13 protein-coding genes are annotated in these 17,787 nt (G+C 53.2%); 7 read left to right on the plus strand and 6 right to left on the minus strand.

Translation table 11 applies throughout. The features are described from left to right. Nucleotides 1-3: 3 nt before the first annotated feature. From CHU32_RS02260 to ansP, 3 genes are all read left to right on the plus strand, one after another. Nucleotides 4-1,314 (plus strand): MFS transporter, encoded by a 1,311-nt coding sequence (locus CHU32_RS02260; protein WP_103678609.1) that lies wholly within the window; start codon nt 4-6, stop codon nt 1,312-1,314. Nucleotides 1,315-1,747: 433 nt separating this feature from the next. Next, nucleotides 1,748-3,283: a methyl-accepting chemotaxis protein gene (locus CHU32_RS02270; RefSeq protein ID WP_103678611.1), complete on the plus strand. Its 1,536-nt coding sequence runs from the start codon at nt 1,748-1,750 to the stop codon at nt 3,281-3,283. 152 nt (nt 3,284-3,435) lie between these two features. Next, on the plus strand, nt 3,436-4,884 hold the full coding sequence (gene ansP / locus CHU32_RS02275; protein ID WP_103678612.1) for an L-asparagine permease: 1,449 nt from the start codon (nt 3,436-3,438) through the stop codon (nt 4,882-4,884). A gap of 828 nt (nt 4,885-5,712) precedes the next feature. Here the strand turns inward: ansP and yncE are convergent. Beyond that, entirely contained in the window at nt 5,713-6,774 is a 1,062-nt protein-coding gene (gene yncE / locus CHU32_RS02285) for a 7-bladed beta-propeller protein YncE (RefSeq protein ID WP_103676393.1), read from the minus strand. A gap of 260 nt (nt 6,775-7,034) precedes the next feature. Between yncE and pqqU the strand changes: the two genes are divergently transcribed. Then, nucleotides 7,035-9,146 (plus strand): TonB-dependent receptor PqqU, encoded by a 2,112-nt coding sequence (gene pqqU, locus CHU32_RS02290; protein WP_103676394.1) that lies wholly within the window; start codon nt 7,035-7,037, stop codon nt 9,144-9,146. A 39-nt stretch (nt 9,147-9,185) separates the two neighbouring features. Here pqqU and CHU32_RS02295 read toward each other — a convergent pair whose 3' ends face one another. The 3 genes from CHU32_RS02295 to CHU32_RS02305 all read right to left on the minus strand — a co-directional run bounded on the left by CHU32_RS02295 (nt 9,186) and on the right by CHU32_RS02305 (nt 12,940). Then, nucleotides 9,186-11,093, minus strand: coding sequence for a methyl-accepting chemotaxis protein (locus CHU32_RS02295; RefSeq protein ID WP_103750773.1), 1,908 nt, complete (start codon nt 11,091-11,093; stop codon nt 9,186-9,188). A gap of 165 nt (nt 11,094-11,258) precedes the next feature. Continuing rightward, complete coding sequence (locus tag CHU32_RS02300) at nt 11,259-12,299, minus strand: NADP-dependent oxidoreductase (RefSeq protein WP_103676396.1); 1,041 nt, start codon at nt 12,297-12,299, stop codon at nt 11,259-11,261. A gap of 65 nt (nt 12,300-12,364) precedes the next feature. Further along, entirely contained in the window at nt 12,365-12,940 is a 576-nt protein-coding gene (locus tag CHU32_RS02305; protein ID WP_103676397.1) for a helix-turn-helix domain-containing protein, read from the minus strand. A gap of 89 nt (nt 12,941-13,029) precedes the next feature. Here CHU32_RS02305 and CHU32_RS02310 point away from each other — a divergent pair, with 89 nt between their 5' ends. Next, entirely contained in the window at nt 13,030-13,548 is a 519-nt protein-coding gene (locus CHU32_RS02310) for a GNAT family N-acetyltransferase (RefSeq protein ID WP_103676398.1), read from the plus strand. After that, nucleotides 13,545-13,994, plus strand: coding sequence for a DMT family transporter (locus CHU32_RS02315; RefSeq protein ID WP_103676399.1), 450 nt, complete (start codon nt 13,545-13,547; stop codon nt 13,992-13,994). The genes CHU32_RS02310 and CHU32_RS02315 overlap by 4 nt, the downstream gene beginning before the upstream one ends. Before the next feature lie 384 nt (nt 13,995-14,378). Here the strand turns inward: CHU32_RS02315 and CHU32_RS02320 are convergent, their stop codons facing one another. Next, the gene (locus CHU32_RS02320) at nt 14,379-14,612 is read right to left on the minus strand and encodes a DUF2526 family protein (protein WP_103676400.1); all 234 of its coding nucleotides are present in this window, start codon (nt 14,610-14,612) and stop codon (nt 14,379-14,381) included. A 15-nt stretch (nt 14,613-14,627) separates the two neighbouring features. After that, complete coding sequence (locus CHU32_RS02325; protein WP_103676401.1) at nt 14,628-16,226, minus strand: ABC transporter substrate-binding protein; 1,599 nt, start codon at nt 16,224-16,226, stop codon at nt 14,628-14,630. A 273-nt stretch (nt 16,227-16,499) separates the two neighbouring features. Between CHU32_RS02325 and CHU32_RS02330 the strand changes: the two genes are divergently transcribed. After that, nucleotides 16,500-17,783, plus strand: a complete 1,284-nt coding sequence (locus CHU32_RS02330) for an SrfA family protein (RefSeq protein WP_103750774.1) — start codon at nt 16,500-16,502, stop codon at nt 17,781-17,783. Nucleotides 17,784-17,787 lie beyond the last annotated feature (4 nt).

Below are 17,787 nucleotides of genomic sequence, written 5' to 3' on the forward strand. Positions count from 1 at the left end.
GTAATGACAACACTTATTAAACGCAGCAACGTGCGTTACGGTATATTATTATTTTTATTTCTGGCCACCGTATTTAATTATGCCGATCGCGCCACCCTTTCTGTTGTTGCGCCGATTATGAGTAAAGAATTAGGTTTTGATGCTGAGGATTTAGGACTCGCGTTTTCAGTGTTTGGGATTTCCTACGTTATTATGCAGATTCCCGGCGGCTGGCTGCTGGATAAATACGGCTCACGGCTGGTCTACGGCACCGCGCTGATTGCCTGGTCATTGATCACCATGTTTCAGGGGACCATTTTTTTATTTGCCAGCCCGCTAATGGTACTGGTGATCCTGCGCCTGATGATGGGGGCCATCGAAGCACCTGCCTTTCCCGCCAACAGCCGCCTGAGCGTGCAATGGTTTCCGAATAAAGAGCGTGGATTTGTTACTTCGGTCTATCAGGCCGCGCAATATATCTCTTTGGGGATCATTACGCCGCTGATGACAATTATTTTGCATAATCTGAGCTGGCATTATGTCTTTTATTATATCGGTGCTATCGGTGTGGTACTTGGTATATTCTGGCTGATCAAAGTCAGAGATCCTCTACATCATCCAAAAATCAACCAACAGGAGATGGACTATATTCGCGATGGCGGCGGCGAACCGACGCTGGGGACAAAAAAAGACCAGCCAAAACTTACCCTAGCGCAAATTAAAAGCGTCTGCGTTAACCGGATGATGATTGGTGTGTATATCGGCCAGTTTTGCGTGACCTCCATTACCTGGTTCTTCCTGACCTGGTTTCCAACTTACCTGTATGAAGCCAAAGGGATGTCGATTCTGAAAGTTGGTTTTGTCGCCAGTATCCCGGCAATCGCAGGGTTTATCGGCGGCCTGCTCGGTGGTGTTTTCTCCGACTGGCTGCTCAAGAAAGGCTACAGCTTAACCACCGCACGTAAATTCCCGGTGATTTGCGGCATGCTGCTTTCCTGCGTAATTGTGATTGCAAACTACACCTCTTCAGAAGTGGTAGTCATTGCCGCTATGAGCCTGGCATTCTTTGCCAAGGGCTTTGGCAATCTCGGCTGGTGCGTGCTCAGCGATACCTCACCTAAAGAGGTGCTGGGGATTGCGGGCGGCGTATTTAATATGTGCGGCAATATGGCAAGTATCGTCACACCCCTGGTGATTGGCGTGATCATCGCCAATACTCACTCTTTTGACTATGCCATTTTATACGTTGGCTCAATGGGACTGATTGGCCTGATCTCCTATCTGTTTATTGTCGGCCCATTAGACCGTATTACCTTAACGCCTTCCGCTGCCTGATCCTGATATGGCGACCTTTCGCCACGCTGTTCCGGAACCGAACTCTCCGGAACAGCGCTTTTTTGCGTTGATAAGACCCGATCATGACGTCAATTTGACCTCTTCCCCGGTAAAGATGGTAGCCCCGCTTACCTGTCCTGCGGTTTGGAATGTTAAAAAATTATTAATTAATGCCGCAAGCGCCGGGCGTATCATGCTTTTTCAGCCTTTATTTTATTTAAGTCGCGACGTCGCGCTGTATATTTAATACAGGCTTCAGGTTCGTTGCATATTTATTACAATCACAAAGTTAAGCCACAAAAAATAATTAACTACTGCCACTTTCGGTCGATAATCGTTTAGTACAGAATGCGCAATGCTATTAACGCCGCAGAATCGAGAATGCCCTCGCTAAGAATGGGCAGTAGCCGAATCATTCATTAGGGAATTATCAATGAAGAGTAACATGTTTGTTACACAAAATGAGTATTTACTTAATAAAGACGCGACCCTGATGTCGACAACAGATCGCAATAGCTATCTTACCTACGCCAACTCTGCCTTCATTAATGCCAGCGGATTTGAAGATGCGCAACTGATTGGCCAGCCCCATAATATTATTCGCCATCCTGACATGCCGGCCGAGGCGTTTGCCGATATGTGGTTTACTATTCAGCAGGGCGAAAGCTGGACGGGACTGGTGAAAAACAGGCGGCAAAATGGCGATCACTATTGGGTCCGTGCTAATGTGACCCCCGTCTGGCACAATGACCAGATGACCGGCTATATTTCGGTGCGCAACGTGCCCTCGCGCGCAGAGATTGATGCCAGCGCCAGATGTTATCAACAACTCAAGCAACATCAGTTAAACGGTTTTCGCTTCTATAAAGGCGTACTCATTCGCCGTGGGGCTCTCGCCATATTCTCTTTATATAAGCGGCTAAGCGTCTCCGTCAGAATTAACCTTGCTCTGTTTGCGGCTGCTTTTTTTTCGCTGGCAATAATAAATATTCCTTTAAATACAGTCTTCAGATCTGCGCTGCTGATCCTGCCGTTTTTTATTCTCGCGATTTACCTTAAGCATCAACTAAGCCAGCCGCTAAAAAAAATTGTCAGCCAGATGCAGCGAATCGTCGCCGGGCGTAAAACCGATTATTTTCATTTTGATCGCATTGACGACATTGGCATGATGATGCGTCTGGTTAATCAATCAGGACTTAATCTTCATTCTTTAGTTGACGATGTAAGTACCCAAATTACCGGCATTCATGATATTAGCCTGCGGGTAACTGAACAGGGAGCCGCCCTGCATCGTCGCTCAGAAGAAACCGCGGCTCACCTGCAGCATACGGCGGCGGCGGTTGAGGAAATCTCCAGCGCCGTTGAGCAAACTGCCGCAACGGCAAAAGAAACGATGACGATGGCGCAACGCACCAGCCATAGCGCAACCGAAAATGGCGTTGTGATGAAACAAACGCTGGAGATGATGCAGACAATTGCTCGCGATAACCATCAGATTGTCGACATCATCTCGCTCATCGACAGTATCGCTTTTCAAACCAATATTCTGGCATTGAATGCCGCAGTCGAAGCGGCACGGGCAGGAGATGCGGGGCGTGGATTTGCTGTGGTCGCAGCAGAAGTCCGCCACCTGGCGCAGCATTCTGCGTCTGCCGCGAAGGAAATTAAGACGTTAATAGAAAAAAATGTCACCAACGTCCACCGCGGTGTCACCATGGTAGAGCAAACCGAAACCCATCTTTCCGGCATGATTGAGAGTGTGATCCATATGTCTTCGCGCATTACCGAAATGGGTCATGCCACTGAGGAGCAAATGCTGGCCCTTAACCTGATTAATGATTCGCTATCACGCATTGGTGGGATGACGCAGGACAACGCGTTGATGGTGGAGAAAGTCTCCGGAGCAGCAGAAGCCTTGACGCGTCGAACCTCCCGCCTGCAACAGGCGATTGCCGTTTTTGGCGGCTGACTGACTTTACGGCATCCTTCTGATAAGTGTAGGATGCTTCGCCCCCTCCCCACTTATCTCTACATCAGAATAATGAGAAAGCGCGGACGGCATGCCTTACTCAGGCATCAGCATATCCTTGCACGATTTAGACAGGTAAAACAGGAAAACACATGAACACAACACGTCCTACCACGGCGGAACAGCATGCTGCAAAACGCCGGTGGTTAAACTCGCACGAAGAGGGATACCACAAAGCGATGGGCAACCGTCAGGTACAGATGATTGCGATCGGTGGCGCAATCGGTACCGGGTTGTTTTTAGGGGCCGGAGCCCGACTACAAATGGCCGGGCCTTCACTGGCTATCGTCTATCTGGTCTGCGGCATCTTCTCTTTCTTTATACTGCGTGCACTGGGCGAACTGGTGTTACACCGCCCGTCCAGCGGTAGCTTTGTCTCCTATGCGCGCGAATTTCTCGGTGAAAAAGCCGCTTATGTGGCGGGCTGGATGTATTTCGTTAACTGGGCGATGACCGGCATTGTCGATATCACTGCCGTGGCGCTGTATATGCATTACTGGGGCGCGTTTGGTGACGTGCCGCAGTGGGTATTTGCCCTTGGCGCGCTGGCGATTGTCGGCACCATGAACATGATTGGCGTGAAGTGGTTCGCCGAGATGGAGTTCTGGTTTGCACTGATTAAGGTGCTGGCGATTGTGGTTTTTCTGGTGGTTGGAACAGTATTCCTCGGCAGCGGCAAGCCCCTGGACGGAGGAGCCACCGGCTTTCATCTCATTACCGATAACGGCGGCTTTTTTCCGCACGGTTTGCTGCCTGCATTGGTGCTGGTGCAGGGCGTGGTCTTTGCATTTGCCTCCATTGAACTGGTGGGGACTGCGGCAGGCGAATGCAAAGATCCGCAGACGATGGTGCCCAAAGCCATTAATAGCGTGATCTGGCGTATTGGTTTGTTTTACGTAGGATCGGTGGTTCTGCTGGTGCTGCTGTTGCCATGGAATGCCTATCAGGCGGGGCAAAGCCCGTTCGTCACCTTTTTCTCGAAGCTGGGCGTGCCGTACATCGGCAGCATTATGAATATCGTGGTGTTGACGGCGGCGCTCTCCAGCCTGAACTCCGGTTTGTACTGCACCGGGCGTATTTTACGCTCGATGTCGATGGGCGGTTCTGCGCCGAAGTTTATGTCGAAAATGAGCCGCCAGCATGTACCGTATGCCGGTATTCTGGCTACGTTGTTTATCTACGTTATTGGCGTTTTCCTCAACTATCTGGTGCCCTCGCAGGTGTTTGAGATTGTGCTCAATGTCGCCTCGCTGGGCATTATTGCCTCGTGGGTATTCATCGTGGTTTGCCAGATGCGCCTGCGTAAAGCAATCAAAGAAGGGAAAACGCCAGACGTCGGCTTTAAAATGCCTGGCGCACCGTTCACCTCATGGCTGACGCTGCTGTTTCTGCTGAGCGTGTTGGTGCTGATGGCGTTTGATTATCCGAATGGGACGTACACCATCGGGTCGATTCCGCTGATTGCCGTGCTGCTTGTGGCAGGATGGTTTGGCGTGCGTAAGCGCGTGCAGGCTATTCATAGCCTCGCGCCGGGTGAGTAACCAGTCCCCCTATTGTAGGCCCGATAAGCGCAGCGCCATCGGGCATCAGAGGGACAACATTCTCACCTACCTTTTCTGCCGGGCGGCTCCTTGCCCGGCCTACAAAACCCGGAATACTAACCAGTATCACACTGTACGTAGGCCCGATAAGCGCAGCGCCATCGGGCATCAGAGGGACAACGGTCCCACGTACCTTCTCTGCCGGGCGGCGTCTGCGCCTTGCCCGGCCTACAAAACCCGGAATACTAACCAGTATCACACTGTATGTAGGCCCGATAAGCGCAGCGCCATCGGGCATCAGAGGGACAACATTCTCACTTACCTTTTCTGCCGGGCGGCGTCTGCGCCTTGCCCGGCCTACAAAACCCGGAATACTAACCAGTATCACACTGTATGTAGGCCCGATAAGCGCAGCGCCATCGGGCATCAGAGGGACAACATTCTCACTTACCTTTTCTGCCGGGCGGCGTCTGCGCCTTGCCCGGCCTACAAAACCCGGAATACTAACCAGTATCACACTGTATGTAGGCCCGATAAGCGCAGCGCCATCGGGCATCAGAGGGACAACATTCTCACTTACCTTTTCTGCCGGGCGGCGTCTGCGCCTTGCCCGGCCTACAAAACCCGGAATACTAACCAGTATCACACTGTATGTAGGCCCGATAAGCGCAGCGCCATCGGGCACCAGAGGGACAACATTCTCACGTACCTTTTCTGCCGGGCGGCTCCTTGCCCGGCCTACAAAACCCGGAATACTAACCAGTATCACACTGTACGTAGGCCCGATAAGCACAGCGCCATCGGGCATCAGAGGGACAATGCTTGCCGTTACAGAGTAATACGGATCACCTCATCCGGCTGGGTGGCTTCTTTCTCGCGAGTGGACTCTTGCTTGACGGTCACGTACAGCGTCTGACCATCGGCGGACAGCGCCAGGCTGTTGGGGAAGGTCGGCGTGTCAAAGGTTTTCACCACTTTATAACTTTTCGTGTCCACAACGCTGACTTTACCCGCCTTGCGGTGGGTAACATACGCTTCATTACGCGCAGGGTTGAACAACACCGCCAGCGACTCCGGGGCAGCAATTTTTTCGATTACCTTGCCATCACGAGTATCGACCACCAGCACCTGCGGCTGTTTGGAATCGGTAATAAAAGCGCGATGCCCTTTTACATCCAGACTCAGATTAAGGAACATGTGCTCCTTACCATCCTCCAGCAGCGTTTTGCGCGTCAGGATCTTGTTGGTGGCGGTGTCGATGGTGATCAGCTCGCCATCAGCATTGGTCACGTAAAGCCGTTTCGCTTCGCTGTCCAGCGCCAGGCCGGTACCCATCGCGCCGGTATTGGTGATGGTGGTTTTTAGCTTCAGCGTTTTGCCATCCACCACCCACACCACGCTCTCTTTACCCAGCCCGGTGATATACACCGTATTGGTTTTTTCATCCACGGTCAGCTCACGCGGCTGCAGCGGACGTACGGTCTCGGTGCGTTTGCGCGCGTCCAGCACCAGACGCCCTTTCACCTCGCCGGTTTTGGCATCGACTGCCGTAACCGCACCGTTAGTCGTGTTGCCGAACCACAGCGTACCGGTTTGATTATCGATCGCCGCGCCAAAGGGTTTGAGATCGTTGTGAATCGCCTGGGTCACTTCCAGCGTGGCCGGATCAAGACGGTAGATAACGCCGCCCTTATCGTTCTTGCGGCTCTGTACGGTAGCCACCCACAGCGCATTGTCCTGCGGGCTGATGGCCATTTCATAAGCCCCCTTACCTACTGCTTTACGCAACATTTCTTCGGCAGCGTGAGCATTAAATGTCCCGGCCAGTAGCAGAGACGTGAACAGAATGGAATGGCGCAGACGTGGCGCAGACAGTTGACGTAAAGACATAACGACTCCCTTTGATGAGCAATGTTAGTACCGCTTCACAGGCTTCCTCGGGCAAACTCATGGTTTCGCCTCGGTTTAGATGAGAATAATAATCATTATTCAGTTGAATGTGGAGCGTTAATTTTCCACCTTTCCGGCAAAAGCTCATTTACTTCCTATACTTGCATTTAACGTAATGTGCCGTTTTGATTTTCAATTATTTACAAAAGCTTTAACATAACGGCGTTTTTTCACTTTGATCTGCCAGTAAGAGTCCGTTAATGAAAATCCCGATCGCCCGTCAGGCCGCACTTCCGGCGCTGATATTACCCGTTCTCGCCCTGCCCGCTCCGTCCTTCGCCGCCGACGATCAGACCCTGATCGTGACAGCGACGCCGCACACCGTTTCGGAACTGGACACCCCTGCTGCCGTCAGCGTGGTGAACGGGGAGGAGATGCGTCACGCTGAACCGCGTATTAATCTTTCTGAATCGCTGGGGGCGGTACCGGGATTGCAGGTACAGAACCGGCAGAACTACGCGCAGGATCTGCAACTGTCGATACGGGGTTTTGGTTCACGCTCTACCTACGGTGTGCGCGGCCTGCGGCTGTACGTTGATGGCATTCCGGCAACCATGCCGGACGGTCAGGGGCAGACGTCCAATATTGATATCAATAGCGTTGAGAGCGTGGACGTCCTGCGCGGCCCCTTCTCGGCGCTGTACGGCAACTCCTCCGGCGGGGTAATGAATGTCACTACGCAGACCGGTGAACAACCCGCTACCATTGAAGCCAGCAGTTATTACGGCAGTTTCGGTAGCTGGCGCTACGGTCTGAAAGCCACGGGTGCCACGGGTGACGGTACTCAGGCGGGCGACGTCAATTACACGGTGTCCAGCAGCCGATTTGCGACCCACGGCTATCGCGACCACAGCGGCGCGCGTAAAAACCTCGCCAATGCCAAACTCGGTGTGCGTATTGATGATGTCAGCACCCTGACGCTGCTGCTGAACAGCGTTGATATCACTGCCAACGATCCGGGCGGCCTGAGCAGCGCGGAATGGCACGATAATCCACGCCAGTCGCCACGTGGCGATCAGTACAATACCCGCAAGGACACGAAACAAACCCAGGCCGGATTACGCTATGAGCGCCAGCTTAGCAGCGACGACGACCTCAGCGTGATGATGTACGCGGGTGAGCGGGAAACTACGCAATATCAGTCCATTCCACGCGCGCCCCAGCTTAACCCGCATCATGCGGGCGGTGTTATTAGCCTCAATCGTCATTATCAGGGCATTGATACCCGCTGGACGCACCGGGGCGAACTGCTGGTTCCGGTGACCTTTACCACCGGCCTTGATTACGAGAATATGAGTGAAAATCGCAAGGGTTATGAGAACTTTGTGATGGTTAATGGAACGCCGGAGTACGGGGAAAAAGGCGCACTGCGTCGTGATGAACGCAACCTGATGTGGAACCTCGACCCGTATCTGCAAAGCACCTGGCAGTTGACCGATAAGCTGTCTCTGGACGCGGGAGTACGTTACAGCTCAGTGTGGTTTGATTCCAACGATCATTACATCACCGCAGCCAACGGCGATGACAGCGGCGACGCCAGCTATCATAAATGGCTACCGGCAGGCTCCCTGAAATATGCGGTGACCGACGCATGGAATCTGTACCTCTCTGCCGGACGCGGCTTTGAAACGCCGACCATTAACGAACTATCTTACCGTTCCAATAATCAAAGTGGTCTGAATTTCAATCTTAAACCGTCTACAAATGATACGGTGGAAATCGGCAGCAAAACACGCGTTGGTAACGGACTGATTACCGCGGCTCTTTTCCAGACCGATACCGATGATGAAATTGTGGTCGATGCCAGCAGCGGCGGGCGTACCAGCTATAAAAATGCAGGCAAAACCCGCCGTCAGGGCGCGGAGCTGTCGCTGGATCAGCAATTTGCGGAAAACTGGCGCGCGAAAGCGTCATGGACCTGGCTTGATGCCACCTATCGTACTAACGCCTGCGGCGCGAACGACTGTAATGGTAATCGCATTCCGGGTATCGCGCGCAATATGGGCTTTGCGTCGCTGGGATATGAACCGGAAACCGGCTGGTATGCTGGTAGCGATATTCGTTATATGAGCGGGATCATGGCCGATGATGAAAATACCGCGCAAGCCCCGTCGTGGACGGTGGTGGGTCTGAACACCGGGTATAAATTCAGTTACGGGCACTGGATGATGGATATTTTTGGCCGGGTGGATAATTTATTCGACCGGGAATATGTCGGCTCGGTGATCGTTAATGAATCCAATGGCCGCTACTACGAACCAGCACCGGGACGTAATTATGGTGTCGGATTGTCGGTTGCCTGGCAGTTCTGATTCTGTTTTTCCCGGCGGCGAGCGCCGCCGGGCATCATATTAAAACGTTGTCCAGTTTCCTTCACTGCCGGCTGTCACTAATGCCGGCTGATGTCTGGCGCGCTGTACGCGGGCGCTGTCATCCAGACGAAAGGCCGCCACCAGTTCTTCCAGCACTCTCGCCTGCTCTTCCAGCGATCCCGCCGCCAGCGACGAGGCATTGACCAGTGAGGCATTCTGCTGCGTGGTACTGTCCAGCTCCGACACCGCGCGGGCGATTTGCTCAATACCCCGGCTCTGTTCTTCTGATGCAGAAGAGATTTCGCCCATAATATCGTTGACGCGAGTGACGGAATGCACCACCTGCTCCATGGTCTGCCCGGCTTTTACCACCAGACTGCTGCCGGTATCAATACGCGATACCGACTCAGCAATAAGATGCTCAATATCTTTCGCCGCCTGGGAGCTGCGCTGCGAAAGGCTGCGCACTTCGCTGGCGACCACCGCAAAGCCGCGCCCCTGCTCACCCGCGCGCGCCGCATCCCCCGCGGCGGTCAGAGCGAGGATATTGGTCTGAAACGCAATACTATTAATGACGGCAGTAATATCGGCGATTTTACGCGAGCTGGTGTTAATGTCGCCCATGGTCGAAACCATATCACGCATAACATTGCCGCCCTGGCTGGCGGTCTGCGACGCTTCCGCCGCCAGCTGGCTGGCGTGGCGGGCATTATCGGCGTTATTTTTCACCGTGGCGGTAAGTTGCTCCATGCTGGCGGCGGTCTGCACTACTGCGGCGGCCTGCTGTTCGGTTCGCGATGAGAGGTCGGTATTACCCTCGGCGATTTCCGAGGCGGCACTGGTGACCCGGGTGACGCTATGGCGTACCTCACCAATCATCGAACGCAGTTTGTCATTCATCACGCCCATTGCGGCGGTCAGTTTACCGAACTCATCCTGACTGCGGGCCTGAATGCTGGCGCTCAAATCCCCGCTGGCGATACGCTCAGCCAGCTGTAAATTCTCCCGCACCGGGCGGGTGATTTGTCGCGTTACCCACCATGACACGGCGATCCCGAGCACAATAGCGATGAGTCCAACCAGCGCCGCAATCGTCGATGAGGTATTCGCCAGATTATCGTTATGTGCCTTCACCAGGGCGATAATTTGTTTGATCGCCGCACTGGAGCGGTCGCCCGCCGTTTTTACCTGGTCTTCTGTGACTTTAAGATCCTGCACCGCCTGATAGTAGTACAGGCTGTTGTCACGATAGCTGGTGCTCTCTTCCCATAGCGACTGAAGCTGCGTTTGTGCTTCAGAAGGCAGCAGCGGCATCAATGTTTGTACCGCGCTTTGGGTGGTGGACGATTGTGTCGTCAGCGCATCACGCGCATCTTCGCTGGCGCTAAAACGCAGGGCCAGCGCGCGGTCGCGTAAGTTACCGATGGCAAACAGCACATCATAAAGCTGATAGCTAAGCGAGGTATCTTCCAGCGGTGTGCGGATAAGCGTTGCATAACGTGACTGCAAATCCTCTGTTCCAGCCTTATCAAGCGCATCCCTCAGCGCCACTAAATTTGCCATTGATTTCTGCATCGCAGCAACGCTGGTTTTAAAGCCATCAAGATGACCTGCCATATCATCAATAACGGTTTTTTCAGCGGGGGTCCACGCGAGATGCTGTGCCGAGGCGGTGAGCTGAAGCGCATGATCGACGTAACCGGCCATCACCTGGCCTGATTTTTCATCGCTGCTATAAAAATATTTCAGGCGGTTAATTTTGGCCTGAAAGACTTCAATGTTGATGTTGTAAATAAGATTGGTTTTTTCGTACACATCGCGTATTTCGCGAAAGCGCAGAACGCTCAGCGTGGTAGCGATAGCCACCAGCAAAAGCACCACGCCAAAGCCCATGGCGAGTTTTTTACTAATGGTGATATTACGTAATCGTTGGCGAAAACCGGACATCCCGTACTCCCTGGATAACAAGTAAGCGTATAGCGTGTCTTGTTATCGGCAGGCGACGGGGTTAATTCAGCGTCACACGGGCAAAAACCACACCAGCGGCGCAGAACGCGAAGCAGATCACATTCCGCCGTGCAATAGTGCACGGCGTTTTATCGGCTACTTCAATCATTCGTTTTCGGCAGAAACGCGGATCACCACCTTGCCGAAGTTTTTCCCCTCCAGCATGCCAATAAAAGTTTGCGGCGCGTTTTCCAGCCCCTCGGTGACCTCTTCGCGATAGCGAATTTTTTCCGCTTTCACCCACTCGCCCATTTGCTGCTGGAATTCATCAATACGATGACCGTAATCCTGGGCAATAATAAAACCCTGTACCCGCATGCGTTTTTTAAGGATCGTCCCCATTAGCAACGACAGGCGATCGGGTCCCTCCGGCAGATCGGTGGCGTTATAGCCGCTGACCAGGCCGCAGACCGGCACGCGGGCAGACGTGTTAAACAGCGGCAGCACGGCGTCGAAAACCTTGCCGCCAACGTTTTCATAATAGATATCGACGCCGTCAGGACAGGCAGCGGCAAGCTGGTCGGCAAAGTCCTCTGCCCGATGGTCGATACATGCGTCAAAACCCAGCACGTCGACGGCGTGACGACATTTCTCTGCGCCCCCTGCAACGCCGACCACCCGGCAGCCCTTAATCTTGCCAATCTGGCCTACCGTTGCGCCGACCGGCCCGGTGGCGGCCGCCACAACCAGCGTCTCACCCTCCTTCGGACGGCCAATATCCAGCAGGCCCATATACGCGGTAAAGCCCGGCATTCCCAGCACGCCTAACGCCCACGAGAGATGCGGCACGCTGTCATCCAGCTTCACCAGCCCTTTGCCGTCAGAAATTTCATATTTCTGCCAGCCACTGTAACCAAGCACCCGATCGCCGGGGGAAAAGTCAGGATGGCTGGATTGCTCTACCACGCTTACGGTCGCCCCTACCATCACCGCGCCAATGTCCACCGGCGGCGCATAGGAAGGCTGATCGCTCATTCTTCCGCGCATATAAGGGTCGAGTGAAAGCCAAAGGGTACGCAGTAAAACCTGACCTTCGCCCGGCGCAGGCACCTGATCTTCTTCAAGACGAAAATTATCGGCGACAGGCGCGCCGTGCGGGCGCGAGGCCAGAACCCAGCGGCGGTTACGTTGCGGTTGTTGACTCATAGTTCGCTCCTTCTGGTTGAATGCATCCCTTGATACTAGACCCTGAGCGGAGGTGTCGCTTCACTTTACGCGGCAGAGGGGTTTAAGCGCACCACCAGATACACGCACGACTCCGCCGTTTCATTAATAAACCGGCAGTCGTTTGGCGGCCCGAGTTCAAGACAATCACCGGCGCGCATGTTGTGGCGGGTGTCGCCCTCCACGAAAACCAGTTCGCCCTGTTGTAGCCAAATCAACTGACGGGCCAGTGCATAGGAAGAGGCAGGCATCGGTACATCGCTCCCGGCGGGAAGCTCAATCTGCACCAAATCAATCGGCAGATCGCTGCGCGGTGACACATGACGCCGTAAATAGCCGGTCTGTGGATCGTGCCATACGGGCTGTTTTTCCCTACGCAACAGCTTACCTTCCTGCATCTCAGCACGGGCAATCAGCGTTGACATACTGATACCAAACGCCCCGGAAAGCCGGCCCAGCAGCGTTGCCGTTGGGCTGCTTTCCCCGCGCTCGATTTTGTGGATCATCGCCCGCGACACGCCCGCCCGCTCGGCCAGCTCGCTGAGCGACCAGCCACGCGACTCACGCTCGATGCGCAGACGGGTGCTGATCCGCTGATTAATAGTGTCTTCGGGACTGTTCATTGCACTCCACTCATAAAAAGAATGACAACCTGGCGTACAGTATTGTAATAATATCGTACTACTATAGTGTACGAGCGTTGAGGTGCAAAATGGTTCTTCGATACGCCTGCCAGGATGACTGCGCGGCCATAGCTGAGATATACAACCATGCGGTGCTCCATACCGCCGCGATCTGGAATGACAAAACCGTCGATGTAGATAACCGTATCGCCTGGTTTGAAGCACGTAAACTGGCGGGCTATCCAGTATTAGTCAGTGAGGAAAATGGCGTGGTGACAGGCTACGCGTCTTTTGGTGACTGGCGCGCGTTTGATGGTTTTCGTCATACCGTGGAGCATTCGGTGTATGTTCACCCCGACCACCAGGGAAAAGGGCTGGGAGGCGAACTGCTCAGGCAATTGATCGCTGAGGCGCGGCGTATTGGCAAACATGTGATGGTCGCAGGCATCGAGTCACAAAACCAGGCGTCGCTGCATCTGCACAGTAAACTCGGTTTCATCACCACAGCGCAAATGCCGCAGGTCGGCACCAAATTTGGTCGCTGGCTGGATCTGACCTTTATGCAATTGCAACTCGACCAGCGCAGCGATCCGGACGGCGCGGCATGAACCAGTCACTTACCCTCACCTTCCTGGTGGCGGCCGGTATTGGGCTGGTGGTACAGAATACACTAATGGTGCGGATCACCCAGTCCTCTTCTACCGTGCTGATTGCCATGCTACTGAATTCGCTGGTGGGCATTGTGCTGTTTGTCAGCATTCTGTTAATTAAGAATGGCGTAGCAGGGTTTAGTGAACTGGCAGCCAACGTGCGCTGGTGGACGCTGATCCCCGGCCTGCTGGGATCGTTTTTTGTTTTTGCCAGCATCAGCGGCTACCAGTACGTCGGTGCGGCAACGACCATTGCCGTGCTGGTCGCCAGCCAGTTGATCGGTGGGCTGGTGCTGGATGTTATCAGAAGTCACGGCCTGACGTGGCGGGAACTGGTGGGGCCGGTAAGCGGCGCGGTACTGCTGGTGATTGGCGTCTGGCTGGTGGCGAGGCGATCGTTTTGATAAAGCAGGTAAATGTGTTGTTTTATTAAATATTATCAGGTGAAACTGTGTAAACCGATTATATTACTTCGCCTGATTTTATCTCTGTTTACATAAGATTAACTTTTGTGATGAAATTTCATTTCAAGATTTGAACTGAAAAATTTTATCAAAGAAAGGGTTATTATTTTCACCGAGATAGCGTGAGTGTAGCGTATTTTTTAACCGTCATTCGTTTTCTTCCTGCAGAATACCCAACTCCATATATGCTTCCTGTCAATATAATAGCAAATCAAAAACGCTAACACTTTACAGAATCAGCCAATTAAACATAATTAAAAAGTGAAATGTGCCACTCCTTAAATACTCCCCCGGAATGACACATTATCGATAACATTAAACCCGCTACAAAATCGTGCCGCCCTTAGTGAGATGTTCGCGGCGTGCTTCCCGGTCTTCCTTGTGCTGATGTCCGTGATGCGCAATAGCATTACGTAACCGTTGCTGCTGGGCGTAGCGATCCTCGCGCGCGAGTGACGCGTCATCGCTCAACTCCACCAGCAATTCATTCATATGGGTGATGACGTCCTCGGCAATAGCGGCGTCAACGCGAGTGCGAACTTCATCCAGGTGCGGCATACATTCTCCTTCGTATTAATTCAGTTTCGCTTTCGAAAAATCACTGCCCATCAGGCTAACACTATAACCGGTCACATTGCTGCGGGTGGCATAGAAGGTTTTACCGTTCGCCAGGGCTATCCATGGAGCCTGTTGATAATAAATGTCCTGCGCCTGCGCGTAGAGCGTCGCCCGATCGGCTGGTACGCTGGTCAGACGCGCTTTTTGCACCAGCTCGTCGTAGCCTTTATCGCACCAGCGTGCGGCGTTGGAGCCAGTTTTAATACTGTTGCAGCCCAGCAGCACGTCGGCGAAGTTATCCGGATCGCCGTTGTCGGACATCCAGCCAAACAGCGCGGTGTCGTGCTCGCCTTTACGCATGCCGGAGAGATATTCACCCCACTCATAAGACACAATTTTGGCTTTCACGCCCACTTTCGCCCAGTCGCTCTGGATCATCTCGGCGATGCGGCGCGAGTTCGGGTTATACGGGCGCTGAACCGGCATCGACCATAGTGTGGCCTCAAAGCCTTTCTCCAGCCCGGCCTGCTTGAGCAAATCTTTCGCTTTTTGCACGTCGTAGCCATAGTCTTTGAGGTCTTTATTAAAGCCCATCATATTAGGCGGAATCGGTGATTTTGCGACCGTGCCTGACCCCATAAAGACGGCGTTAATAATGGCTTCTTTGTCGGTGGCATAATTTAATGCCTGACGTACCAGCACATTATCAAACGGTTTTTTCGCGGTATTAAATGCCAGATAACCGACGTTCAGCGCATCCACAGAGTGCAGTGTCAGGTCTTTATTCTTTTTAATTGCGTCAAACTGAACCGGCGACGGCGCAGGAATAATCTGGCACTCGTTGGTTTGCAGTTTCGCCAGACGCGTCTCAACGTTTGGTGTAATAGAGAAAATCAGATGTTTAGTCGGCACCTCACCGCCCCAGTAGTTCGGGTTAGCAATATAGCGGATCAATGAATCGACCTTATATTGTTGCAGGGCATAAGGACCGGTGCCGATTGGCCAGGTATCGACGTTCTCAGGCGTGCCTTTTTTCAACATGGCGTCGGCATATTCTGCTGACAGAATAGAGGCGAAATCCATCCCCCAGTCAGCGAGGAACGCGGCATTAGGTTCGCTGAGCGTGAACTGAACGTGATAATCATCGATTTTCTTCACGTCGGCGATCAGTTTATCCAGCCCAACGTCGTTGAAATATTCGTAATTGCCCTGGGATACATTGTGGTAAGGATGCTTAGCATCTTTTTGCCGCATGACCGAGAAAATCACATCATCTGCGTTAAAATCACGCGTCGGTTTGAAGAATTTGTTGCTGTTAAATTTTACCCCCTGACGCAGGGTAAAGGTGTAGGTCTTACCATCCGGGGAGATGGTCCATTCCGTTGCCAGCGACGGGATCGGCGTATTTTTCTCGCGATCGAAGTCAATCAGGCGGTTATACAGCACCTGAGAGCTGGCAACGAATGTCGGGCCGGAGCTGGCAATTTGCGGGTTGAAAGATTCCGGCGAGGCTTCGGAACAATAGATTAGCGTATCGTTATTTGCCGCCCAGGCGGCGCTTGCCGGTAATAATGTGCTCAACGTCAACGCGAGCAGTGTTTTTCCCATCGACATGGTTATAAGCCTTTCGGTTTTATTATATGGAGCTTAATAACAGCATAGCGATCTGCAACTGGCAAATAACAAATCACTATCAGGTTATGCTTAAGCAGCGTTTTTCGCTGATATTATAGGCGTTTCTGGTGATGAGATCGGGCTGCAACGTCAGGAAACATCCCCCTCAGCGTCAATGCCACGAGAATTACGCAGTTTTAGCCTCTCTTCCGCCGTTTATCCGCCAGCACATTGCGTAAAGTAATGTGGTGAAAAAGCAGGTGAGATAAAAACGTGGCAAAAACTCTTTTACGCAGCGGCGATTTAGACGATTTTCAGGCGGTAGGCGGCGGTGGTCAGGCCGTTTTTGATTCAGCGCTGCAAATTCGTGAGACGCTGCGTCTGCGTAAACAGCAGGCAATGGTGGATTGTCTGGCTATTCCCCAACTTAACGATGATGGCGATCGCGTTAACTGGTATTCCCCGCTCGAAGGACAGGCCGTATCATGGCTGGCGGCAGATAGCGAATCGCGCGCGCGTGCCCTGCAGTATCTTGAAACAACACTTTCTGCTGCTGTCTCCCTGAGCCGCACATGCATGCGCTCGGGTAAAACCGCTCAACAACTTTTCGGCTCCCTGCTGGAGAAGGCGCTTCAGTTTCCTGGCGAAAACCATCTGTTTCTTGTGGCAGGTAAACCTGTCATAACCTTCTGGGGATTTGTTAACCTGAATGAAAACGCCCGGGAGGATGTGCTCGACTGCCTGCGCCAGTCCGCCATTAATGAGCCGACAATCATGTCGCTGCCTGATGAGAAAACGGCCACCCCGCCGGTTGTCACCCTGAGCCAAATCGATGAACCGCTATTATCGCCACCCGCGCTCGTTGCAAAACCGCCTGCCATGGTGCTTCCTGAGCCACCAGCCATGGCAGCGGAACAACCGGCGCGGGCGACACCGCGACGCCGGTTCCCGTTCTGGATCGCCACCCTGGTCGCTGTCGCGATTGCTATCGCGGTGGTACCGCTGCTCATCCCGACGTCGGTGACGCAAACGGAAATGCCAACCGTAGACGTCACCGGGAAAACTCGTGCGCCGCTGCCGGAAATAATTGCCCAACTACCGTTACATCAGGCGGACGTGGTTAAACCCGCACCACCAGAACCCGCGAAGCCGGTCGTGATCGCCGCCATCCCGAAAGAAGCGCTGGTAATGGATGCCAGCCAGGTCAGAGCTGGGATGACCCGCTTCCTCAATGGCAACTGGCAGGTGCAGGTCGCAATACAAGATCCAGCCACCGGCAACGCACCTGGCCTGCGCTTTCAAATCCAGAACAACAAAGGCACTGCGCGACTGGTACATGGAAAAAATATTGTCTGCCGCGCGGAGATTTTCTCTGGCCTGCATCAAACCGGCGAGTTAATGATTAAAAGTCGTAACAATGCCCGCTGTAGCGATGGCTCCCGCTATCCAATGCCGGAAATCACCTGTAAAGCAGGTATGAATGACGTTGCACAATGCGTTGCCCGCTACGATGCCGCTCATGCCGTGCCGGCAACGTTTCGAAAAATAGGGGCCTGATCTC

The organism is Superficieibacter electus, from assembly GCF_002915575.1.
GTDB classification, from domain to species: Bacteria; Pseudomonadota; Gammaproteobacteria; order Enterobacterales; family Enterobacteriaceae; genus Superficieibacter; species Superficieibacter electus.